Raw genomic sequence first — 24,871 nt, forward strand, 5'->3', positions numbered from 1 at the left:
TGCTATTAAACTACTTCACTAGTATAATCTATTCTGTTCGGCTTGGGTAAATTTTTCTGCCTTTTCTCCTTGCAACAGTTGGTAATAATAATCGTACGCTAGCACATTTTGCACATATCCACGGGTTTCATAAAAGGGAATGGTGGCGATAAATTCTGCCATTGTGAGCTTACCATTGGATTTTGCCAGCCAGCTATCAACACGCCGTGCGCCTGCGTTGTAAGCCGCAGCAATTAAAATGCGATTATTGCCATATTTTTCTGCAAGCTGATTAAGATGGGTTGTGCCAAGCATAATATTATCAATAGGATCAAACAGTTGGCTCTCTTTTTTATAAGGGAGTTGATCTTGCTCTGCGGTGAGTTTCGCCGTGCTTGGCAACAGTTGCATCAATCCGCGTGCATTGGCAGAAGAGGTGACATTTGCGCGCCACGCACTTTCTTGACGGGCGATTGCCATAGCAAAAGAGCGGTGGATTTTTGCGTTATTTTTATTATTGATGAACAAATCAAACCACGTTTGGTAAGCGTTAGGTAAACGTAAGGCAATATAATCCCACGCTTTCGCTTGAATCGTGGCTTCCACTTGTAAATCAGCCCACTGATTTTGCTCAGCATATTGGGCTAAGGCAAGTTTTCCCGCAAAATCCGAGCTATCTAACAATGCCCGCCATTCACGCTGAATATTGGCACGATCATTGAGTGCCTGTAACTCATTAATGCGTGCAAATTGCTTAGCATAGCGCAGTAAAGGTTGTTCATTGGACGAGAAAGTTTTCATCGTAGGTTGATAATCCACGCCCAAACGCTGTGCTGCAAGCATTGGGTAAAATCCCCGTGCATTTTGCTGCATTTGCTGCCAAATCTGTGTGGCTTGCGCGGTTTTGCCTTGCTGGAATAACGCTTCACCTTGCCAATATCGCCATTCATCTTTCTGTTTACCCTGTTCCGAAAGTAAATTTATCCAAGGTTGAATATCCGCTTTTTCACGCAATGCCACACGAATGCGGCGTTCAGTTTGTTTATCTTCTTTTAAGGTTTGCAGGGTTGCATCACGCCATTGCTGAATAGACGGATTTTCACTATCAAAAAGTTGGCTCACCAAGGCGGATTGCCAGCCTTGAGTTTGCGCGGGCGATAAATTAAAGCGATCCGCCCATTGTTGTAATTGGGCAAAAGGGGCGCTGACATTGAGCTGATTTTCCGTAATGGTTTTTATAAAACGAGGCATCACGGCAAGCAAAATCTGTTTATTTTCATCATTGGCAGGCAAATTTTCTATATAAAAAGTGTTGCTTGGAGAAAGCAATAAACGCGGTGATTTCAATAAGTTAGCCAGATTTGTCAGCCAAGTTTTTAATTCGGCATCTCGCGTAAGCGCTGCCAATTCGCTAATTAAGGCACGATTATTTTTTTCTACGGCAAGCAAAGCGCGCTGTTTAATTAGCTCTTCCGTAATCACACCCTGATCGTAGGCTTGCTGGAAAATAGCTTGGCATTGCGTGGGTGAGTTATTTCCTGTGAGCCATAACTCTTTGGTTTTTATCGCAAGTGCGGTGTTTTTTTCTATAATTTTGTCCGCTGTCGCTTCAGGTTCTGTTTGCGATGAAGGTTGTTTTTCTTGCTGTTGTGCTGTCATCACAATGCAAGAGGCGCTGTTATCTTTGGGTAAATCTTTCACATTGGCTAAAATCCCCTGCCAATTTTGTGTATCGTATTGTTGTTGTAGCCAATAATTAGGCAAATTCTTGAGCGGAAAATCAGGATATTTCTTCGTAAAATCAATAACTTCATCAAAAGACAAGGCGGCTTTTTTCGCGGTTAGAAATTGATGTTCCGCATAAGATAAGAGCGGATAATCTTGCAGCTGAGCCAATAATCCTTTGGCGATACCTAGTGTGGTTTCACTTTCGGAAAGGGCTAAATATTGTTGCAGTTTGCGGTAAATTTCGCGTTCGAGCGCCAGTTTTTGTTGATTTACTAACAATGCTTTGCCAGCATCATTATTTTCAGGGCTAGCATTAGCTTTATTTACATTTTGCCCCTCTGTGATATTTTGCTTTTCCGTTACATTTTGCTCCTGCTTTGCATTTTCTGCCGCTTTTATTTCTGTATTTTGTGCGGTTGAATTCACTGCACGAGCTGGCGGCGCTGAATTTCCCCACACGAAAAGGGAAAGCGAAGATAAACTTAAGGCAAGCAAGGTTTGGGTAAATTTCATAATATTCCTTTTTATGGCACTTTTTAGATAGGATAAAAATTGGGTAAAAACCACCGCACTTTTGTGCTGTTGTAATGGCTATTTCATAACTACATTTATAAACAAAAGCCCGAATAAATCGGGCTTAAAATCCAACTGATTATTAGACCGCACTTGGCTAAAAAAGTGCGGTAAAATTTTTCAACCTTTTTACGGCAATTCGTCAATATCGTCTTTATTCACTTTTTGAATCACCATATGTTCACGTCTTAAGCCCAGATCATAGGCGATACTAATAGCAATATAAATGGTGGAATAAGTACCAAAGCCGATACCGATTAAAAGCGCCAATGAGAAACTATGGATCGTAGGCCCACCAAACACAAACAGTGCGATCACCACGAAAAGCGTTGTGATCGATGTCATCAAGGTTCTTGATAGGGTTTGGGTGAGTGAAATATCAATAATATCCACGGTGTCAATACGGCGAATTTTACGGAAGTTTTCACGCACACGGTCAAATACCACGATACTATCGTTCAGTGAGTATCCCACCACCGATAAAATGGCTGCCACAAAGGTGAGATCCATTTCGATTTGGAAATAAGAAAAGATCCCAAGAGTTACAATCACATCGTGCGCAAGGGCAACGATCCCCCCTGCTGCTAAACGCCATTCAAAGCGGAATGCAATGTAGGCAAGCAACATTAATAAGGTGATTAATGTCGCATAGATCGCGCCTTGGGTAAGTTCTTCACCCACATTTGGACCAACAAATTCCACGCTGCGAATTTGGATATCATTATCCAATTTGCTGAGCATTCCTTTGATTTGCGTGCCAATATCCGCGCCGCCAGCCGAAGCTGAAAGACGGATCATTACATCACGCACGCCACCTGTGGTTTGCACTAATGGGCTTTCGATACCATTTTCTTTTAAGGTGGCTCGGATTTTTTCTAAATCAGCGGGTTGGGAAAAATGCGTATCCACCACCGTACCGCCAGTGAAATCCAAGCCCCAGTTAAAGCCTTTGGTTACAATGCTTGTAATACAAAGTGCGGTAACAATTAATGAGAAAATATAACCCACAAGGCGGTAGCGCATAAATGGGATAAGCTTGAATGGCAAGATTACCCCTTTATATTCATTCACTTTTTTATCTTTTGCAAATAAGCTCATCGTAACCACCTTAAATAGATAATTTCTCAACGCGTTTGCCGCCGTAAAGTAAATTTACCAGCATTCGAGTTCCTGTAATCGCAGTAAACATTGAGATCGCAACCCCTAATGAAAGGGTGATCGCAAAGCCTTTAATTGGCCCTGTTCCCACCGCATAAAGCACGATAGAAGTTAAAATTGTGGTTAAGTTAGCATCAAAAATACTGCTAAATGCCCCGTTATAGCCTTCGTTAATGGCTTGTTGAATGGAGCGTCCGTTACGAATTTCTTCTTTAATCCGCTCAAAAATCAACACGTTCGCGTCCACAGACATTCCCACCGAAAGAATAATCCCTGCAATCCCCGGCATTGTGAGTGTTGCTCCCGGAATTAACGACATTAAACCAACGAGCAAAACCATATTGGCAAGCAACGCCATACTTGCAAATAAGCCGAACACTTTATAGTAAATCAGCATAAACACCACGGTAATGGCTAGGCCCCAAAGCCCCGCTTGCAAGCCTTGTTCCACATTTTGCGCACCAAGCGATGGCCCGACTGTACGTTCTTCCACAATTTGGATTGGTGCTGTTAATGCGCCAGAACGTAATAACACAGAAAGATTAAGCGCTTCATTTGGGCTATCAATCCCAGTAATTTGGAATTGGCTACCAAAACGCCCTTGAATGGTTGCAATATTGATCACTTCTTCGTGTTTAGCGAGAACGGTTTTGCCATTTTCATCTTTTTTGCCGCTGTCTTTATATTCAACATATAAAGTTGCCATTGGCTTTTTCAGATTCATTTTGGTGGTTTGCGACATCATATCGCCGCCTTCGCTATCCAAGGTTACACTTACTTGTGGCGTACCTGAATTTTGATCAACCCCTGATGACGCATTGACAATATGTTCCCCCCCTAATACCGCACGTTTGTACAACACCACAGGGCGACCATTACGATCAAATTTCACTTCAGAATCTGAAGGCACCATTCCACGCATTGCCGCATCAACATTGGCGTTTTGATTCACTAAACGAAACTCAAGAGTAGCTGTTGCACCTAAAATTTCTTTTGCACGCGCAGTATCTTGAACGCCCGGCAATTCCACCACAATACGCTCTGCGCCTTGGCGTTGAATCACAGGTTCAGAAACGCCTAATTCTTCCACACGGCGGCGTAAAATACTCAAGTTTTGCTCAATGGCGTGATCGCGCGCTTCATTTAACGCAGCATCAGATAAGGTTAAAGAAAGCGTGTTATTAGAAATTTCACGAATATCTAAATTGGGGTGCGCTTGACGCAATAAGCGCTGAACGGCTGAAAGCTGATCAGGATTTTTTAGGGTAACCACAGTGCTATGATTTTCCCCTGCGCGAATATTGGTATATTGATATTTCGCTTTACGCAATTCGCCCAATAAACTGTCTTGCAACTGCTCTTGACGTTTTGCCAGCGCAGTATTCATATCCACTTCCATTAAAAAGCGTACACCACCACGCAAGTCCAAGCCCCATTTCATTGGTGAACCACCAATATCAGAAAGCCATTTTGGCGTAGCTGGCGCAAGGTTAAGCGCCACCGAATAGCTATTGCCTAATTTTTCGCTGATTTTATCTTTGGCAAGCAGCTGATCATCTGTGTTATTAAAACGAGCAAGAATTGAACCGTTTTCTAATTTAATGGATTTGGTAGTGAGATGATTTTCGTTAAGAAGCGTTTGCACATTGCTAAGCGTTGTTGTGTTGGCTTCTTGTCCACGAGTTCCTGAAATTTGAACGGCAGGATCTTCACCGTAAAGATTTGGGAGAGAATATAAAACACCAATGGCGACCACAAGGGTCACCATTATATTCTTCCATAAAGGGTAACGATTTAACATAACTTTCCAGTTCCCTTGCGGAAATAGTTAATAATTAAAGGCTTTTTAATGAACCTTTTGGTAACACAGAAACAATGAAATCACGTTTAATGGTAATTTCTGTGCTGTCATTTAAGGCAAGAACAACGTAATCGCTTTCTGCCCCAATTTTGGTGATTTTACCAATAATACCACCTGAAGTAAGAACTTCCGTGCCTTTCGCTAACTCAGCCATTAATTGCTTATGCGCTTTATTGCGTTTTGCTTGTGGACGATAAATCATAAAATAGAAAATCAATCCGAACAGAACGAAAATAAATAACATTGACATTGGGCTACCTTGTTGAGCTTCCATCTTTAATCCTTTTTGTTAGTTAATGAAAATGTAGGACGTTAAAATAGCACAAAAACCCTTTATTGACAAAGCGCTTTTGCAAAAGAGCGGTGATTTATGTCAAGGTTTTTGCAACAAAAATTTGAGCAAAAAGCACCGCACTTTTTCTTTCTTAGAAAAGATAAAACCTGCAAAAATGCAGGTTTTATTTTATGCGTTAATTTAGTTTTTTCGGCGCGCTGCCATCACTTTTCCCATCACACTTAATTCTTCTTGTGGAATATGGGTTTTGCCAAGTTCAAATAAAGGTTCTTCAATGGCAATATGGCTGTCATAACCAGCAATAAATTGTGCAATAAGCGATGCGGGAATTTGTGTAATTTCGCCTTTTAGCAAGGCTTCCAACTGCACAGACAAAGCTGCCCAATTTTGATGCAAAGTTTCGTGTTGGCTTTCTAAGCGTTCCACATCAGCTTTGGCTTGAGGGCAGTATTTTAGCAATGCAGGAAAAAAATCTTTTTCCTCATCATCGTGGTGCAATGGCGCGGCAATATTAAAATAATTCAAAATTTGCTGCACATCTTTTTGCACCGCTTGAATATTGCCATTTTTCTCCAAATAGCTAGGCAAAATATTCAGCTGACGACAGAACATTTTCACTTTGCCGTGGCAGGCGTAAAGCATTTCAATCGGCTCATTCCAGCTGGCAAATTGTTGCGGTTGAAGATTAAGCATTTTGTTCACCTTGTGGATTAGAAGATTGTGCATTAGCGGCTTGTGCATTTTGTTGTACTTCACTTTGCAATGGTGGAACAGGCTTGCCAATGCGAGCGTAGAAATCCACCACGAATTGATCGAAACGGTCTTCATCAATAGCTTGGCGAATTTGTGCCATTAAACGTTGATAATAACGTAAATTATGAATAGTGTTTAATCTTGCGCCTAAAATTTCACCGCACTTATCTAAATGGTAAAGATAGGCTTTGGTGTAATTTTTACAGGTGTAACAATCACATTCTGGATCAAGCGGGCTTGTGTCATCACGGTATTTCGCATTACGAATTTTCACAATCCCGTCTGTAACAAATAAATGTCCGTTGCGTGCGTTGCGGGTTGGCATTACGCAGTCGAACATATCAATCCCACGGCGAACGCCCTCCACCAAATCTTCAGGTTTTCCCACGCCCATTAAGTAGCGAGGCTTATCCGCAGGCAGTTGCGGGCAAACATATTCTAAAATGCGGTGCATATCTTCTTTCGGCTCGCCCACTGCCAAACCGCCCACCGCATAACCGTCAAAGCCGATCTCTACCAAGCCTTCAACGGAAACTTTGCGTAATTCTTCATACACGCCACCTTGCACAATGCCGAATAAGGCGTTTTGATTGCCTAACTCATCGAAACGGTTACGGCTACGTTTTGCCCAACGGAGCGATATTTCCATTGATTTTTTCGCATAGTCAAAGGTGGCAGGATAAGGCGTACATTCATCAAAGATCATCACGATGTCAGAACCCAGATCATATTGAATTTCCATTGATTTTTCAGGGGAAAGGAAAATACGTTCGCCATTGATCGGATTTTGGAATTTCACGCCCTCTTCGGTGATTTTGCGTAATTTACCAAGGCTGAACACTTGGAAGCCGCCGCTATCGGTTAAAATCGGGCGATGCCAGTTCATAAAATCGTGCAAATCGCCGTGCTTACGCATAATTTCTTGCCCTGGGCGTAGCCATAAATGAAAGGTGTTGCCGAGCAAAATTTCCGCCCCCGTTTCATGCACTTCTTCTGGCGTCATTCCTTTTACCGTACCGTAAGTGCCGACAGGCATAAAGGCAGGGGTTTGCACTTCAAATTCCCCTTGTGGACGTTGGAAAGTCATTGTGCCACGGCGTGCCGTGCCATCGGTTTTATGAAGTTTAAATTTCATTGTCATTATGTTTCCTTTTCGAATAAACAGTTCGAGGGTTAATTAATAGGCATTAGCGATTAATCTAAGCCCGTTACATTAGGATTTTTCGTAATAAACATTGCATCGCCATAACTGAAAAAACGGTAGCCATTTTGCACCGCACTTTCATAGGCTTGCATCGTGTGCTTGTATCCTGCAAAGGCAGAAACCAGCATAATCAGCGTGCTTTCTGGCAAATGGAAATTTGTGATTAACGCGTCCACCACAAGGAATTTTTTGCCTGGGTAAAGGAAGATAGACGTATCGGAAAAATACGGTGCAAGCAGTTGGCTGCCGTGATTTTCTTGGCTAAATAACGCCGCACTTTCAATGGAACGCACAGAGGTTGTTCCCACGGCAATCACACGCTTGCCGTTGGCTTTGGTACGCAAAATGGCGTCCACCGTTTCCTGCGGCACTTCCACATATTCCGCGTGCATTTTGTGATCTTCAATATTTTCTACCCGCACAGGCTGGAATGTACCCGCGCCAACGTGCAAGGTTACAAAGGCAAAATTTACGCCTTTTGCTTTCAGCTTTTCTAATAATTCATTATCAAAATGCAAGCCTGCGGTAGGGGCAGCCACGGCACCCGGCACTTTGTTATAGACCGTTTGATAGCGCTCTTTATCGGCATCTTCATCGGGGCGATCAATATAAGGTGGCAGTGGCATATGGCCGATTTGTTGCAGCACGTCTAAAAGTGCGGTGCTTTTTTCTGCCATTTCTAGCTCAAATAAAGTATCGTGGCGGGCTTTCATAATCATTTTAATGCCCTTGCCTTCGCCTAATTTATCTTCGCCGAGAAACAACTCTGCCCCTTCTTTCGGGGCTTTGGAAGAACGAATATGCGCGAGAAAACGATCTTCCGACAAAATTCGTTCCACCAACACTTCAATCTTACCGCCACTGGCTTTGCGTCCGTACATTCTCGCTGGGATCACTCGGGTATTATTAAAAATCAATAAATCCCCTTCGTTGATCAAATCCACCACATCGGCAAAAGTGCGGTGAAAAAGTTCACCATTTTCACCGTTAAGCTGTAATAAACGGCTGGCGCTGCGATCCGCTTTGGGATAGCGCGCGATCAACGCATCGGGTAAATCAAAATAAAAATCTGAAACACGCATAATTCTTTTTATTAAAATAAAGGGTAAACAGGGATTAGTTGGCGTAGTCTATTGAGATTTTGTGGATTGTACAAGGAAAATGTGAGAGTAGGGCATTTTTAGAAAACCAAAGGACTGATTATTCAGCCCTTGGATTTAAATTTATTATCGTTGTTGATTGTAGCTTTTCTCCGCCTCATCAAATTTTTCAGCTACGTCTTTGGCAACTGGTGAGAAAATTGATGAGGTTAGGGTAACGAAAGAACAAGCTAAGAAGCCTGGGATAATTTCGTATAAGTTGGCGATGTCTTTCCAGTTTAGTGCGGTCATTAGCGGTTTCCACGCCACAACTGTTACTGCACCAGCTAACATTCCCCATAACGCGGCGTTGGAGGTGATGTTGCGGTTAAATAGGGAAAGGATCACCAATGGCCCAAATGATGCGCCAAAGCCAGCCCAAGCGTAGGATACCAAGCCCATTACTTTAGAATTCGGATCTTGTGCGATAGCAATGGCAACAATGGCGATAAGCAATACCATCACGCGGCCAACCCAAACTAATTCCGTGCTTGAGGCATTTTTGCGTAAGAAACCGTGGTAGAAATCTTCGGTAATGGCAGCAGAACACATTAAGAATTGTGCCGATAAGGTACTCATAATCGCCGCTAAAATGGCGGATAGCACAATACCCACAATCCAAGGATTAAAAATGGCTTTGGAAATTTCAATAAACACCGACTCGGCGGAATCCAAAGCAATGCCTTTTACTTCAAAATAAGCCAAGCCGAAATAGCCCACGGCACAAGCACCGCCTAAGCAGAGGATCATCCAAGTGATCCCGATTGTGCAGGCTTTATCTAAGGCTTGTACTGAACTGGCTGCCATAAAACGGGCTAAAATGTGCGGTTGTCCGAAGTAGCCTAATCCCCAAGAAAGAGCCGAAATCACGCCAATACCTGATACATTATAAAGCCAGTTGGAATAAGGAATTCCCGTTTGTTGTGATTTAGCTTCTAGGGCAAGGGTAATTTCTTCCCAGCTAATGTTGAGCAACACGATGACAGGGGCGAGCAATAAAGCGAAAATCATCAATGAGGCTTGAATGGTATCGCTCCAAGAAATCGCTAAATAGCCACCAATAAAGGTGTAAGCAATAGTTGCCATCGCACCAAAAATCAAGGCGGTGGTGTAATCAATGCCTAATAAACTTTGGAATAATTTTGCCCCAGCTACCACACCAGATGCACAATAAATAGTGAAGAAAAACAAGATCACTGAAGAAGAAAGAATTTTCAGTGATTTTGCTCGTTTTGGAAATCGCATTGCAAAATATTCAGGTAAGGTAAGTGCATTGCCATATTGCTCGGTGAAAACCCGTAAACGCCCTGCCACAATGCGGTAATTTAGATATGCCCCAACCGTTAGCCCCACGGCAATCCAGGCTTCTGACAAGCCAGTAAGGAAAATTGCACCGGGCAAGCCAAGTAGCAACCAACCAGACATATCTGATGCGCCCGCCGACATTGCGGTCACAAAGCTACCCATTTTGCGGCCGCCTAAAATGTAATCGTTAAAATTTTTGGTGGAAATATAGGCATAAATCCCAATCCCTAAAATAATAACAAGATACAGTCCAAAAGCTGTGTAGATTTGATAATTCTGCATACTTTCTCCCTATAAAATTATTGTTCTTCAATGGCCATTAGGGTGGCGTTGCCCCCTGCGGCAGAAATATTCTCACTGCGTGAAAATTCGTTATATAGCAAGGTCAAATCCTGATTGACTGTCCAATCGTATAAACAGAAAATCGCAGGATTATTCTGCGCAAAGCGCTGACGTGTTTGGGTATCGATCGGCGATACAAACACCGCTTTTTGCAAATGCTGTCCTTCTTTTAGGATTTGTAGATGTGGTAATTGATAGCTCAACAGCGGATTATCTTTTTCTACAACAACATTAAATCCTGCTTGTTGTAACCGCTGATAAGCCGCAGTTAAACGAGCGTGATCTTGACCGAGTAATAAAACAGAAGTGGTTTTATAATCAATGCTATTTAATTCCCCTGTAATACTAGGCAATACTTTGTTTTTTGCAAGTATAGATGAATAATATTGTGATGTTTTGGTTAAACGTTGAACATAAAGCTCGCCGCCCGCTTTCGGCCCTGTGCCTGATAAGCCGTGTCCGCCGAACGGTTGCACGCCAACTACCGCCCCCACAATATTACGGTTAATGTAGAAATTGCCACATTCTAAATACTGTTGCACAAAGGCAACATTTTTGCTGATGCGACTATGGCAGCCCCCTGTTAAGGCATAGCCTTTGGCGTTGATTTTTTGCAGATAATCACCCAATTCTGCTTTTTTATAGCGAACAAAGTGCAGAATTGGCCCGAATACTTCACGATTAATTTGATCCAAAGAATCCACTTCATAAATGGCTGGTGCGACAAAATGCCCTGAAGTCGGGGAATCCAATTCAAAATATCGGCGAGAAAACGACCGCACTTGTGTTTGGTAATTGATTAAGTTGGCTTTTGCTTCTTCATCGATCACCGGCCCAATATCAGTATTGAGTAGCTCTGGATTGCCAATCACCAATTCTTTCATTGCTTCGGTGAGCATTTGGTATAAACGATCCGCAATGTCTTCTTGCACTAATAAAATACGCAAGGCAGAACAGCGTTGGCCTGCGGAATCAAAGGCGGAACTTAGTACATCGGTAATCACTTGTTCTAATAAAGCTGAAGAATCTACCACCATTGTGTTTAAACCGCCGGTTTCAGCAATGAGCACAGGCTGATCTTCTCGTTGCACAAGCTGTTTATTGATTAAATGGGCTACTTCCGTTGAGCCTGTGAACATCACCGCATTAAAGGGTTGAGCCACTAACGCTGCACCTAAATCGCCAGCCCCTAAGGTCAGTTGCAATGCCTCTTGCGGTACACCAGCTTGATGTAATAATTTCACCGCATAATAAGCAATGAGCGAAGTTTGTTCGGCAGGTTTTGCAATCACATTATTGCCTGCTGCCAAGGCTGCGGCGATCTGTCCAGTGAAAATTGCCAGAGGGAAATTCCAAGGGGAAATACATAGTACCTTGCCTAGCGGTGGTGCGAGGGCATTTTTGCTGTCTAATAAACGGATTTGTTCCGCGTAATAACGCAAGAAATCCACCGCTTCACGCAGTTCACCAATGGCATTTGGCAAGGTTTTGCCAGCTTCTTCAATGGCAAGACGCAACAACAAGCCAGTATTTTCTTGATAAAAATCCGCCGCTCTTTCTAAAATTGCCGCACGTTCTTCCACGGTTTTTTCTTGCCAAACACGAGATTGCAGCACATCAAAAACCGCAGGCACATCATCTGGCGACATAAAGGTAGAAGTAGGCAGAGATTGTGCTGTATCAGCTGGTTTGCGGCCTTGATAACGTTGCGCTGCTTGCACTGGCACCGCACAAAGGGATTGCACGTCCGCATATTCTGCTTGATTTAATTGCTGTTGCAATTCCGCCAGTTGGATTTCATCACTTAAATTAAAGCCTTGGGAATTACGGCGATGGGGGAAAAGATCCGCCGGTAATTTAATGGCTTTATTTGGCGCACCGTTAAAACGAGCAAATTTTTTCCACGGCGCTTTAATCAGTTCATTAACAGAAATATTGTTATCCACTAATTGATGCACGAAAGAGGAATTTGCACCGTTTTCTAGCAATCGGCGTACAAGGTAGGCGAGTAGGGTTTCATAGGTTCCCACTGGCGCATATACCCGCACACGGCGATTAAATTGATGTTCACCAACCACGTTATCATAAAGGGTTTCGCCCATTCCGTGCAGACATTGAAACTCAAATTCTTTGCCTTTACCCAGTTCCGCAATGGTGGCTAGGGTTTGCACATTATGCGTCGCAAATTGTGGATAAATGGCATCTTGTGCGTCTAATAATTTCTTCGCACAGCTAATATAAGAAATATCCGTATGCACTTTGCGTGTATAAACAGGGAAGCCTTGCACGCCTTCGGTTTGCGCCCATTTAATTTCGCTATCCCAATACGCGCCTTTCACCAAACGTACCATCATTTTGCGCTGATAACGGCGATTTAACGCAATAATATAATCCAATACATAAGGACAGCGTTTTGAATAGGCCTGCACCACAAAGCCGATACCATTAAAGCCAGCAAGATCAGGATCTTGTAATAATTTTTCGAGCAGATCTAAAGAAATTTCAAGGCGTGCCATTTCTTCTGCATCAATGTTTAAGCCGATATTGTACTGTTTTGCTAGCACAAAAAGCTGTTTTAAACGAGGATAGATTTCGCTCATTAAACGATCTTGTTGCGAACGAGAATAACGCGGGTGGATAGCCGATAATTTCACTGATACGCCATTTGCATCATATAAGGCTCGCCCTGCGGATTGTTTACCCACGGCGTGAATGGCGTCCACATAATCTTGCAAATATCTATCCGCATCTTCCATTGTCATTGCAGCTTCGCCGAGCATATCAAAGGAAAAACAATAGCCCATTTTTTCTCTTGTCGTAATATTTTTTAGGGCTTTTTCCATTGTTTCGCCAGTAACAAATTGCTCACCTAAAATCCCCATTGCTTTTTCAATGGCTTTTTTCATCACAGGCGCAGAAAGGCGAGAGAAACTTCTCATTAATGCAGAAGAAAGGGCTTCTTCATCTAAACTGGCACTGATTTTATTGCCAAGCATTAAACCTAGGCTTGCGGCGTTGGTAAATAGCGAGCCTGATTTTTTCAAATGGGATTGCCAGTTACCCTGTTGAAGTTTATCGTTGATTAAATCATAACGGGTTTGCACGTCGGGAATACGCAACAAGGCTTCCGCCAAGCACATCAAGGCAATGCCTTCATCACAGCCTAAAGAAAACTCGTGCATCAAGGCATCAACGCCATAATGTTTCTGTTTTTTACTACGGATTTTGCCGATTAACTCTCGGGCGACTTGTTCAATGGAAGATTCTTGCTGTGGGGTGAAATCTAAGGTTTGGACTAATAGACTTACTGCGGGCTGCTCTGGGCAATCATAATGCGCGCTGATAATTTTACGAAGTTCGGGTTCTACGGTGGGTAGGGGAGAGTATTGATAGTTCATAAGATGCTCCATATAAAATTTGGCTTTATTTGTTAATGGAATGTTAAGGATTGTAATGAAATTTTGAAAAGAAAAAATATGAAATATTGAGAAATGTGATGAAGTTCAAAAAATAGTCTTTAATGTAGCAATATTATTTGCCCAGAAACATCATAAAACAAAAGTGCGGTGCTTTTTTGGGGAGTTTTTATGGAATTAGGTGAAAAAAAAGCCCTTCAAAGAAGGGCTGAAAATATTTGGAGTCATACTTTTTAGGGTATGGCGGCATTATACAAGGAAAAATGTAATTTGCAACATTTTATTAACAAATTTGTAATAATTTATTAAAGTTTAAACCAAGCCAAGAAAAAGGCGAGCTAACTCGCTCGCCAAGTGATGTGATTATTTGCTTTCTGCGTGCGGATTGCGCGTATTGGCGTTCACCAAGTTTCGCATTAGCAAGGCATAGTCTAAATCCAAATCTTCTGGTACATCTAAGAAAACAAAATGTCCGTCCCCTAGCGCTGCTTCTACTTCTTCCCCTTTGCGATTTAGCATACGTTCAATTTTGAACACGATATTGCCTTTTGGTGTCATTAATTCCACTTCGTCACCAAGTAAGAATTTATTTTTTACCGCCACTTCGGCCAAGCCCTCTTTACGCACACCGGTAAATTCGCCGACAAATTGCTGACGCTCAGAAATGCTATAACCATAGTCGTAGTTTTGGTATTCATCGTGGGTGTGGCGGCGTAAAAAACCCTCGGTATAACCACGGTGAGCAAGGCTTTCTAGCGTGTCCATCAGGCTTTCATCAAATGGTTTGCCCGCTGCGGCATCATCAATGGCTTTGCGGTACACCTGTGCGGTTCTTGCACAATAGTAGAAAGATTTAGTGCGCCCTTCAATTTTTAGTGAATGAACCCCAATTTGTGTGAGTTTTTCAACGTGTTGCACGGCGCGCAGATCTTTTGAGTTCATAATATAAGTGCCGTGTTCGTCCTCAAAGGCAGACATTTTTTCTTCTGGACGCTGGCTTTCTGCAAGTAAGAAGACTTTGTCCGTAGTTTGTCCTTCGCCCAAGGTTGGTGCAACATTTTTCACTGGGATTTCATTGCCAACAATGTTGCCCACTTCATCTTCCTTGCCTTCTTCCACCGAATATTCCCAACGGCACGCATTGGTGCAAGTGCCTTGGTTGGGATCACGCTTGTTGATGTAACCTGAAAGCAAACAACGCCCTGAATAGGCCATACATAACGCACCGTGGACGAAAATTTCAATTTCCATATCGGGCACTTGTTGACGAATTTCAGCAATTTCATCAATGGAAAGCTCGCGGGACAAAATCACGCGGGTTAAGCCCATTTGCTTCCAAAATTTCACCGTCGCCCAGTTCACCGCATTGGCTTGCACAGAAAGGTGAATATCCATTTCAGGGAAATGCTCTCGCACCAACATAATTAGCCCCGGATCGGACATAATTAACGCGTCAGGCTTCATTTCTACCACAGGCTGAAGATCTTTGATAAAGGTTTTTAATTTGGAGTTGTGCGGTGCAATATTCACCACCACATAGAATTTTTTGCCGAGGGCGTGGGCTTCATCAATCCCAATTTTCAAATTGGCGTGGTTAAATTCATTGTTGCGCACACGCAAGCTATAACGTGGCTGTCCTGCATAAACGGCATCAGCGCCATAAGCAAAGGCATAGCGCATATTTTTTAACGAACCTGCGGGTGAAAGCAGTTCGGGTTTGAATGTGGTTGTCATAAATTTCTCTTTGTGTCTGATTACAAGTCAGGCATTCACTCAAGGTAAATGCGTAAAGGCGGTTATTGTAGGGGGATTTTGTGATTTGTAAAGTAAAGAGAGAAAAAGTGCGGTGGAAATTTTGTGAATTTTTTCACCGCACTTAATAAAGGCAATTATTGTTGTTCTGGGGCTAAATTTTCCCCATTGGTTGGAGGGAATATTTCGCCATTAATCCAAGTTTGTTCCCCTTCTTTTTTTATTTCAATGGTGTAATTATCACCATTTTCTTTTAAATAAGGATTAAGTTGCCCTTCAGGATTAACCCAATCATTAATTAATGACCACGAAGTTGAGTTTTTATCTTTCAATAAATTCTCTTTAAATAATTTATTGGCAAAGGCGAAAGAAAGATCAATGTTTGTATTTTTCCATTTTTCTAATAATAAAGCGAAAGATCTTTTATCTTTTTGATCTTCTAATATCCCTGATTTTAAGCTGAGTTTTCCTTCAAATGGGGTCAGCGATGTAGAAGGGTAGGTATCTATTTCACCATTTATTTTTGCCTGTTCAATATTAATAGCGATATTTTTGATTGGTTGATAAATGATTAAGTCAGTATAATCATTGACACTAAGATATTTAGTGCAAGCTGCTTGATAGATAAGGTTATTACAAATATTTAAAGGAATAATTGAACCTACATTTGTTGCTGTAAATGGAAGGCTAATTTTTCCATTTTTTAATTGGAACTGATCTTTTTTATTCACATAGCTTGCTAGGGTAAGCTCAATGTTCTCATTATTTTGCTTATCTTCAGAAACAACGCCACTTGCTCCGATTTCTATTCCTTTAAGTTCGATATTATCACCTAAAGTCAATTCATCTATTTTAAATAGCACCTCTTGGGATTGATTATAATCCTGTGAAAGCGTTTTTAAGTGGGTAATAAAAGTATTTTTCTCTTTTTCTAATGAGGTATTTTCTTGTTTTTTTTCTGATGGTTTGATTTTTGAAAAAATCTGAATATTTGATTTTAACAATTCAAGTTGCGTGGCAAGATTAACATTTTTATTATTGCCTTCAAATTGTATGCCTTTGATTTTAAAAGGTTTGTTTTCTTCTTTGCTTTGACTAGATTTTAATGCGAAAGCATAGTTGCTTTGTACTTGTGATAAGTCAGAAAAATTTCCTTTGAAGGAAGAAGAGAAGTTATCAAAAGAAATCTCTTTATCTTTTTCTTTATGTGCTAAGGTTAAATTTTCAAAATTAAAGCTGACTTCACTTTCTTTATTTTTAAATAGTAAGTCCAAAGACTGATTGATAATTTCCGCCGTGTTTAGCTCATTTTTATTGTTGAGCAGATGAAATAATTTTGCATAGCTAAGTTGATTTGGAATGTCTTTTTGAGCAAGTTGGAATGCTACATTTTTAAACTGAATTTCAGCGTGTTTAGGATTCTTATCTGTAATAGTTATCCCATCAGTGTTTATTTTAGTGTTTAAGTTGTAATTTCTACCAGATAAAGATTTATCTAAATTATAATCTAATTTTTGTAGTTTGATATTTGTATTATCCCCATTTAAGAAATAAATATCACCGTCTTTAAGTTGAAGGGAAACATTTTCAATATCATATTGATTATCATCAATAGGGATAAGCGTAGCACTCGCAGTTAAATCGTTAATTTTTGAGTTTGCATCATAATTAAAGCCAGATAAATGGCTTTGAATTTCCATTAGATGACTTTTAGGTTCAAAATTTAGCTCTATTACTAAAGATTGTGATTTGTTAGCAAGATCGCGAAATTGGGTGTCAATATTTGATTGGAAATAATCTCCAATAACAGAAAATTTACTGGTGATATTATTTTTATCAATAGTAACTTTAAAATTTTTATTTAATTCTTTTACAAAACTTGGGATAAGGGCAGAATCTGCAAGCACCGCAAAAGGAAGTGCGGTGAGTTTTGTTTGAATAATTTCGCTAGACGTGTTGGATTCATCATTAGAAAGTTTGAGAATAAGCTCGCGACTGAAGAAATTTTTCTTTTGCTCAAGCACGTCCAACTGAAATTTATCTTGCAGTGAATAAGGGAATTTTTGCAGAATTTGATCAATTTTATGATTGGTGTAAATTTGCGCGCCTAAAGCTAATGTGGCAGCAATCAAGGATAGTGAACCAACAATTTTTACTTTTTTATTCATAGACTTTCCTAACTTTAGGGATTGATTTTTCAGAAGTATAGCGGATTTATAAGCGAGCGATAAGAGCTTTGCTATGAATTTGTTTCATAAAATAATGAAATTTTTTGAAATTGACACAGCACCCTTTTATCTTTAATGTTATAGCCGTACAGCAGTCTAAACGGATAAAAATACAGAGGAAGAAGCCTATGAGCTATGCAAAAGAAATTGATACATTAAACAACCACTTATCAGGCATTAACGGCAACATCAACGTGTCTTTTGAGTTTTTCCCACCAAAAAATGAAAATATGGAAAAAATTCTATGGGATTCCATTCATCGTTTAAAAGTGCTAAAACCGAAATTCGTTTCCGTCACCTATGGGGCAAATTCAGGGGAGCGTGATCGCACTCACAGTGTGGTAAAACATATTAAACAAGAAACAGGATTAGAAGCAGCCCCACACTTAACAGGAATTGACGCCACGCCAGAAGAACTGAAAAAAATTGCCCAAGATTATTGGGATAGTGGTATTCGCCGCATTGTGGCGTTGCGCGGTGATGAGCCTGCTGGATATGATAAAAAGCCTTTTTATGCGTCAGATTTAGTAGAATTATTACGTTCCGTGGCTGATTTTGATATTTCCGTGGCGGCATACCCTGAAGTGCACCCCGAAGCAAAATCTGCTCAAGCGGATTTAATCAATTTAAAACGCAAAATTGATGCAGGTGCAAATCACGTTATTACTCAATTTTTCTTTGATATTGACAGCTATTTACGTTTCCGTGATCGCTGTGCTTCTATCGGTATTGATGCGGAGATTGTGCCGGGGATCTTGCCTGTTACCAATTTCAAACAGTTGCAAAAAATGGCGGCGATTACTAATGTGAAAATTCCAGCGTGGATGGCAAAAATGTATGAAGGATTGGAGAACGACCAAACCACTAGAAACCTTGTTGCGGCGAGCATCGCAATGGATATGGTGCGCGTACTTTCTCGTGAAGGGGTGAAAGATTTCCACTTCTACACGCTCAACCGTAGCGAACTCACTTACGCCATTTGCCACACACTTGGCGTGCGTCCAGAATAATTCATTAAACAAAAATGGGGGAGAGCCCCATTTTTGCTTTCAATATAAAAATTTTCTAAAAAAGCACCGCACTTTATTTTCCTACTATCTTTTGCGATTTACGGCTAATTATGCTATTTTTCTGCAAATTTTATTTAAAAGGAAATGTAATGAAAAAATCAGTTTTATCAGTTGGGTTAATCGCCATTCTTGGCGGTGCTTGGTGCGGCGGTGCGTGGTACACAGGAAAAATCGCCGAACAAAAATATATCGACTACATTCAATTAAGCAATCAGCAGTTACAGCAATCCTTCGCTGATACTGGCTATTCCGTACAAATTAAAGATGCCGTTTTAGATCGTGGTTTTTTTAGTTCTGATGTACGTTATCAACTTGAAATAAAAGGTGAGGACTTAAATGGAACGATTCCTTTTGTAGGGAAAATTCACCACGGACCTATCACTTTAAATGACTTTTCTTTTGCGCTATTTTCTGCGGATACAGAAGTAGAAAAAACGCAAGATACCCAAGCCTATTTCGTTGCCAATGGCAAAAATCCATTAAGAACAGTCACAACAATGAGCTATGGTCAAGAGATTAAAGGGAAAGTTTATTCCGATGTGGCTCATAAAACGGCTGATCAAGTTGAAATGGCTTGGAATTTAGACGGAAAATTTGACGTTGATCAGCAGGGCTATGGAAAATCTGAAATTGATGTAAGTAAGTTTTCTTTAATTATTGATGATAAAGATCGTTTACTGATAGAAAATTTAAAAGGTAAAGGACATATTTTACCAACGCAATGGAAAAATATTTATCAAGGTGATACAGATGTTTCAATTGAAAAAATATCCTTGCACAAAGCTGAAAATAATCTCGATCTTGTGTTAGATAACATTGATATTGAAAATAAAATCAATGAGAAAAATGGCTTTATTGATACGAACTTTGATTATACTGTTAAAAATATCTTAGTTGATAATAAAGTGCTTACGGGATTAAAATTCAAAGGTGCAGTAAATCATATTTTAGGCGATGCGGTAAATCGCTTAAATGAACTTGATGAAAGTGATTTCAATAATGATAAGGTTCTTAGCCAAATACAAAAAGAAATTTTAGCCAACCAACCTGTGCTAGATATTGATAAACTTGAGCTTTTCAATGATAAAGGCAAAGCTTTTGATGCTGAAGTAAAAATTGCTTTAAGCCAAGCGTTTCAGAGTGCATTAGAAAATGAAAAAGTTTTCGATGCCTTCGATAGCTTTAAAATCAGTGCGGAATCAGAGAAAAAAGCGTTAGTTCAATTCGTTAAAAATATCTTTGCAATAAACCCAAGAACACAACAGGTATCCGAGCAAGAAGTTGAAAATATAGTTGAGCAATATCTCACAGAAATGCGAAGCAATAATTTCCTTATGTTAAAAGATGATCAAGCTAACTTTAAAATTTTGTTAGATAAAGATAAGCAAAAATTAATTTTTAACAATCAAGAAATGTCAGAGAATGATATGAAAATGGCAATTATGCTATTGATGATGGCTTACTAATATCATTTTTATTAACTTTCAAGCCACTTAACGAATAATTAAGTGGCTTTATTTTCAGCAAAAATAACTTATCAAATTTGAATAAATTCTATTTTAAGAAAAATTCTTAATTTTTCCCTTGACAGTATGTTGAAATAACGTTAGAAAAATAACATCTCATTAACAAGCGAGGGTTATGTATGCTAACTTTTTCCTTAACCAGTGAACGCTCTCTTCTTTGTTCTTTACCGCCCCCTGCGGAGCTACAAAAGCAACAACGTATTTGGCTTGTTGCAGAACAAATGCGTCAGCAGCCCAATGTGCAAGAAGTGGTGGTAGGAATGAACAATTTCACCCTGTTTTATCATTTTGACACAAATCCCACCGCACTTGAGCAACAAGCCTTACATTATTGGCAACAAAGCGAACAGCAAACAGAAACACGCCAAAGCCGATTAATTGAAATCCCCGTGCATTATGGTGGTGAATTTGGCGAAGATTTATTTGATGTAGCAAAATTTCATCACACCACGCCTGAAGAAATTATCCGCCGCCACACCGCCCCTACTTACACCGTTTTTATGATGGGCTTTCAGCCGGGCTTTCCTTATTTAGGCGGCTTACCTGAGAATTTGCATACGCCAAGACGAGAACAGCCAAGAACCAAAGTTCCCGCAGGTTCAGTGGGCATTGGTGGCAGTCAAACTGGCGTTTATCCATTCACTTCACCAGGTGGCTGGCAATTACTTGGCAGAACGGAAATGCCATTATTTGATATTCGCCAAGAGCCGCCAGTGTTGTTAATGGCTGGCGATAACGTAAAATTTGTGGCGGAGAGTATAACCCTATGATTTATATTGAAAATATGTATGGCTTCGCCCATATCCAAGATTTAGGGCGTTTTGGCTTTCGCAATTTTGGCATTGGACACGCAGGAGCAATGGACGCCTTAGCATTACAGGCAGGTAACCTTTTGCTGGAAAACGAGCCTAATACCCCAGCCATTGAAGCGACACTAGGCGGTTTTAGCCTAACTTTCGATTGTGATACGCCTTTTTGTTTCACCGGTGCATTATGTGAAGCCTACCTTGATGACCAACCAATTTATGCTTATTGGCGATACACTGCAAAAGCACGCCAGCGTTTAACGGTTAAACGGATTACAATGGGAAATTACCTTTATCTTTGTGTAGCAGGTGGTTTTAATGTGCCGAAAGTGCTGGGCTCTTGCAGCACCGATCTCAAAGCAGGATTTGGTGGTTATCAAGGGCGATTATTGCGTGCGGGAGATAATATAGCCACAGGCAAACGCGATAGTTTCCTTTCTACGATCAGTATTGAACCTATTGATTTTACCAATAAAATTCATCTCGTGCCTTCCTCTGAATTTGACCATTTCACCGCACAAAGTCAGCAAGTTTTTCAAAACCAGCCTTGGCGATTAGAAAAGAATAGCAGTCGAATGGGCTATCGTTTCAGCGGAGAGCAAAAGCTCAATCTCACTCAGCCACTGGAAATGCTTTCTTACGCCGCACCAATGGGAACGGTGCAAGTGCCACCAGACGGAATGCCGATTATTTTAATGGCGGACACGCAAACTACGGGCGGTTATCCAAAAATAGCTTGTGTGATCGAAGCGGATCTCGGGCGTTTAGCACAAAATGCGTTAGAAAGTGCGGTACATTTTTCCGTGATTTCTCATCAGGAAGCACGTGAACGTTATCAACAAAACCAAGATTATTTAGCTCGCATAAGGAGAAAAGTAAATGAAACACGTTGATTTAAATGTGGATTTAGCAGAGGGCTGCGGTAATGATCAACGCTTATTGCAACTTGTCACTTCAGCAAATGTCGCTTGCGGTTTACACGCAGGAGATTTCAACGAAATGCGAAAAGCCATTCGTTGGGCAAAAGAAAACCAAGTGCAAGTAGGCGCACACCCAAGTTTTCCTGATCGCGAAAATTTTGGCCGCACCAATATGCAACTGCCCGATGAAGAGCTGAAAGCCTGTCTGCTCTATCAGCTTGGTGCAATCAAAGCCCTTTGCGAAGCGGAAGCTGTGCCACTGGCTTATGTGAAACCGCACGGTGCGTTATATAACCAAGCGGCAAAAGACGAAGCGCTTGCCAACCTAATCGGACAAACTCTAAAAGCCTTTGATCCTAAACTGAAATTAATGGGCTTATCGGGCAGTTTAATGTTGCAAGTGGCGGAGCAACAAGGCTTAGGGGTGATTTCAGAAGTCTTCGCCGATCGCCATTATCTTGCGGACGGCTCATTAGTGCCGCGTACCCGCCCTGATGCAATGGTAGAAAATGATGACGAAGCCATCAGCCAAGTGCTACAAATGGTGTTACAAGGCACTGTGCCAAGTGTTGATGGCGTAGAAGTGCCAATTAAAGCCGATAGCATTTGTTTACATGGCGATGGTGAACACGCCATTTCTTTTGCTGAAAAAATTCGTCAGGCTTTGACGGAACACAACATTCAACTGAAATCAAATTAAACATAACATCAATTAATAACAAAAATATACAGGAGTACTTTATGATTAAAAACCGCAGTGCATTACTGGGAGCCGCGTTCTTAATGGCAACGTCAGCCATTGGCCCAGGCTTTTTAACGCAAACTGCCACGTTCACCCAAACCTTATTCGCCAGCTTTGGCTTTGTGATTTTACTTTCCATTTTGTTGGATATTGGGGCTCAGCTAAATATTTGGCGAATTGTCGCCGTATCGGAAAAAAAGGCACAAGACATTGCAAATGCGGTTTTACCCGGAGCAGGTTATTTTCTTGCCGTATTGATCGTTATGGGCGGGCTTGCTTTTAATATTGGTAATGTTGGCGGTGCGGGGTTAGGGCTAAATATCCTAACCGGCTTGCCAGCAGAAACGGGGGCGATTATCAGTGGTGCGATTGCTGTTGGTATTTTCTTGTTTAAAGAAGCAGGAAAAATAATGGATCGCTTTGCACAAGTGATGGGCTTTGTGATGATCGCACTGACCATTTATGTGGCAGTGAATGCGAATCCGCCCGTTGCTGATGCGGTGGTACATACTTTTGTGCCAGAAAAATTAGATGTGATTGCGATTGTGACCCTTGTTGGTGGAACCGTTGGGGGGTACATCACCTTTGCTGGGGCGCATCGTCTATTAGATGCCGGAATTACAGGCAAAGATTCGTTGAAAGAGGTGAGTAAAAGCTCTATTTCAGCCATTCTTATCGCCTCAATTATGCGTGTCGTGCTGTTCCTTGCCGTGCTTGGTGTGGTTTCTCAAGGGGTAAAACTTGATCCTGCCAACCCAGCAGCAACGCCATTTTCTCACGTTGCAGGAAATATCGGGTTGATTATTTTTGGAATTGTGATTTGGGCAGCATCAATTACTTCTGTGATCGGCGCGGCTTACACCTCTGTGTCTTTCTTAACTACCTTCTCCCCATTTATTGCTAAGCATAGAAATTGCTGGATTATTGTCTTTATTGTGATTTCCACTGCCGTGCTTGCAACCATTGGGAAACCTGCGCAAGTGCTTGTTTTTGTTGGAACATTAAATGGATTAATTCTTCCAATTTCATTAGGATTAATTTTACTTGCGGCACATCGTAGTAAAATTGTTGGGGACTACAAACACCCTGTTTGGATGACGGCGGCGGGGGCATTGGTAGTCATTTTAATGGCGGTGTTAAGTATTATGACTTTATCAAAATATATTGGTAATTTAATGGCTTAATTATTTTTATCCATAGAAAAAGTGCGGTGATTTTTCACCGCACTTTTTGTTTTTGTTATTTTTTTCATTTTGAGAATTTCTCTTTCCAATAACCAATCCATTCCTTCAACGCTTGCATATTAGCTGGCATTGCACTGGCTTGTGGGATAAAGTGCATTAGTGTTAAGCCATAACTTTCAGGCGTAACGCCGTTGCCTACGCTTGCAGGAAGAACGCTAAACCCTTGCTTTTCAAATAAGAATTTTGCGCGTTGCATATGCCATTGGTTGGTGACCAAAATAATACGTTGAATATGCTCTTTTTCTAATAACGCCCTCGTAAATTGGGCATTTTCAATGGTGGTTTTCGCTTTTTCTTCTAGCCATTGAGTTGGCGTATGGAAAAACTCTTGCAGCTCTTTTGCCATTATTTTGGCTTCAGAATTGCCATTAGGCGTTCCGCCAGTAATCAAAATCGGCAGCTGAGTTTCTCTATGTAAATAAGCCGCATAACGCAAACGTTCAAGGGGGATTGCAGGCACAGCAAGGCTGCCAAATAATTCGTTACTATCACGCAAACCGCCACCTAGCACCACAATTGCCTGCGCCGTTTTATAATCGGCAAGGCTGAGCGGTGTTTGTTTTGCTAGGCTATCTTGCAATTTTTGTGCAGTGTAAGGAATGCTGAACACATACAAAATGACAATGCCTAAAAGACCGCAAGCAAAGCTCAGTTTTTTATATTGTTTCTTCGCAAAAAATAAAGAAAAAATCCATAAAATCAAGACATTAAATGGCGGAAGAATAATGGCGGTAATAAGTTTGGTGAGTGAATACATAAATAATCTTGAGCTAGACAACTTGCCGCTTAGCATAAAGGGCTTGTAATCTTTTGTAAAGATACTCAATCCT

General features: G+C 41.0%; 18 protein-coding genes. 6 read left to right on the forward strand and 12 right to left on the reverse strand.

The annotated features are described in order from the left end of the window. Window positions 1–18: 18 nt before the first annotated feature. The 11 genes from ACLS0A_RS00225 to ACLS0A_RS00275 all read right to left on the reverse strand — a co-directional run bounded on the left by ACLS0A_RS00225 (window position 19) and on the right by ACLS0A_RS00275 (window position 17,673). Complete coding sequence (locus ACLS0A_RS00225) at window positions 19–2,220, reverse strand: transglycosylase SLT domain-containing protein (RefSeq protein WP_416081934.1); 2,202 nt, start codon at window positions 2,218–2,220, stop codon at window positions 19–21. 189 nt (window positions 2,221–2,409) lie between these two features. After that, window positions 2,410–3,378, reverse strand: a complete 969-nt coding sequence (secF, locus tag ACLS0A_RS00230) for a protein translocase subunit SecF (protein ID WP_115249361.1) — start codon at window positions 3,376–3,378, stop codon at window positions 2,410–2,412. Window positions 3,379–3,388: 10 nt separating this feature from the next. Next, window positions 3,389–5,239 carry a protein translocase subunit SecD gene (secD, locus tag ACLS0A_RS00235; protein ID WP_416081935.1) on the reverse strand — a complete coding sequence of 617 codons (1,851 nt, stop codon included), beginning with the start codon at window positions 5,237–5,239 and terminating at the stop codon, window positions 3,389–3,391. 34 nt (window positions 5,240–5,273) lie between these two features. Beyond that, on the reverse strand, window positions 5,274–5,573 hold the full coding sequence (gene yajC / locus ACLS0A_RS00240; RefSeq protein ID WP_103852637.1) for a preprotein translocase subunit YajC: 300 nt from the start codon (window positions 5,571–5,573) through the stop codon (window positions 5,274–5,276). 201 nt (window positions 5,574–5,774) lie between these two features. After that, on the reverse strand, window positions 5,775–6,287 hold the full coding sequence (locus ACLS0A_RS00245) for a hemerythrin domain-containing protein (protein WP_416081936.1): 513 nt from the start codon (window positions 6,285–6,287) through the stop codon (window positions 5,775–5,777). Beyond that, window positions 6,280–7,482 carry a tRNA guanosine(34) transglycosylase Tgt gene (tgt, locus tag ACLS0A_RS00250; RefSeq protein ID WP_416081989.1) on the reverse strand — a complete coding sequence of 401 codons (1,203 nt, stop codon included), beginning with the start codon at window positions 7,480–7,482 and terminating at the stop codon, window positions 6,280–6,282. Before tgt ends, ACLS0A_RS00245 begins: the two co-directional genes overlap by 8 nt. A 59-nt stretch (window positions 7,483–7,541) precedes the next feature. After that, window positions 7,542–8,633, reverse strand: coding sequence for a tRNA preQ1(34) S-adenosylmethionine ribosyltransferase-isomerase QueA (gene queA / locus ACLS0A_RS00255; protein ID WP_416081937.1), 1,092 nt, complete (start codon window positions 8,631–8,633; stop codon window positions 7,542–7,544). A 144-nt stretch (window positions 8,634–8,777) separates the two neighbouring features. Then, complete coding sequence (putP, locus tag ACLS0A_RS00260; protein ID WP_416081938.1) at window positions 8,778–10,277, reverse strand: sodium/proline symporter PutP; 1,500 nt, start codon at window positions 10,275–10,277, stop codon at window positions 8,778–8,780. A gap of 17 nt (window positions 10,278–10,294) precedes the next feature. Then, window positions 10,295–13,735: a bifunctional proline dehydrogenase/L-glutamate gamma-semialdehyde dehydrogenase PutA gene (putA, locus tag ACLS0A_RS00265; protein WP_416081939.1), complete on the reverse strand. Its 3,441-nt coding sequence runs from the start codon at window positions 13,733–13,735 to the stop codon at window positions 10,295–10,297. A gap of 381 nt (window positions 13,736–14,116) precedes the next feature. Beyond that, on the reverse strand, window positions 14,117–15,487 hold the full coding sequence (yegQ, locus tag ACLS0A_RS00270) for a tRNA 5-hydroxyuridine modification protein YegQ (protein ID WP_416081940.1): 1,371 nt from the start codon (window positions 15,485–15,487) through the stop codon (window positions 14,117–14,119). 155 nt (window positions 15,488–15,642) lie between these two features. Next, on the reverse strand, window positions 15,643–17,673 hold the full coding sequence (locus ACLS0A_RS00275; protein ID WP_416081941.1) for a hypothetical protein: 2,031 nt from the start codon (window positions 17,671–17,673) through the stop codon (window positions 15,643–15,645). 188 nt (window positions 17,674–17,861) lie between these two features. Here ACLS0A_RS00275 and metF point away from each other — a divergent pair, with 188 nt between their 5' ends. The 6 genes from metF (at window position 17,862) to ACLS0A_RS00305 (ending at window position 23,981) form a co-directional block, all read left to right on the forward strand. Beyond that, window positions 17,862–18,743: a methylenetetrahydrofolate reductase gene (gene metF / locus ACLS0A_RS00280; protein WP_416081942.1), complete on the forward strand. Its 882-nt coding sequence runs from the start codon at window positions 17,862–17,864 to the stop codon at window positions 18,741–18,743. 149 nt (window positions 18,744–18,892) lie between these two features. Further along, entirely contained in the window at window positions 18,893–20,269 is a 1,377-nt protein-coding gene (locus ACLS0A_RS00285; RefSeq protein WP_416081943.1) for a YdgA family protein, read from the forward strand. 179 nt (window positions 20,270–20,448) lie between these two features. Continuing rightward, window positions 20,449–21,099, forward strand: a complete 651-nt coding sequence (gene pxpB, locus ACLS0A_RS00290; protein ID WP_416081944.1) for a 5-oxoprolinase subunit PxpB — start codon at window positions 20,449–20,451, stop codon at window positions 21,097–21,099. Beyond that, window positions 21,096–22,028, forward strand: a complete 933-nt coding sequence (locus ACLS0A_RS00295) for a biotin-dependent carboxyltransferase family protein (protein ID WP_416081945.1) — start codon at window positions 21,096–21,098, stop codon at window positions 22,026–22,028. Before pxpB ends, ACLS0A_RS00295 begins: the two co-directional genes overlap by 4 nt. Then, window positions 22,015–22,755, forward strand: a complete 741-nt coding sequence (pxpA, locus tag ACLS0A_RS00300; protein WP_416081946.1) for a 5-oxoprolinase subunit PxpA — start codon at window positions 22,015–22,017, stop codon at window positions 22,753–22,755. The genes ACLS0A_RS00295 and pxpA overlap by 14 nt, the downstream gene beginning before the upstream one ends. A gap of 41 nt (window positions 22,756–22,796) precedes the next feature. Further along, the gene (locus ACLS0A_RS00305; protein ID WP_103852625.1) at window positions 22,797–23,981 is read left to right on the forward strand and encodes an NRAMP family divalent metal transporter; all 1,185 of its coding nucleotides are present in this window, start codon (window positions 22,797–22,799) and stop codon (window positions 23,979–23,981) included. Between the two features lie 64 nt (window positions 23,982–24,045). On the opposite strand, the gene ACLS0A_RS00310 is transcribed toward ACLS0A_RS00305, so the two are convergent. After that, window positions 24,046–24,798, reverse strand: a complete 753-nt coding sequence (locus tag ACLS0A_RS00310; protein ID WP_416081947.1) for a YdcF family protein — start codon at window positions 24,796–24,798, stop codon at window positions 24,046–24,048. Between the last annotated feature and the right edge of the window lie 73 nt (window positions 24,799–24,871).

This window comes from Avibacterium volantium, assembly GCF_049366555.1.
GTDB lineage: Bacteria > Pseudomonadota > Gammaproteobacteria > Enterobacterales > Pasteurellaceae > Avibacterium > Avibacterium volantium_A.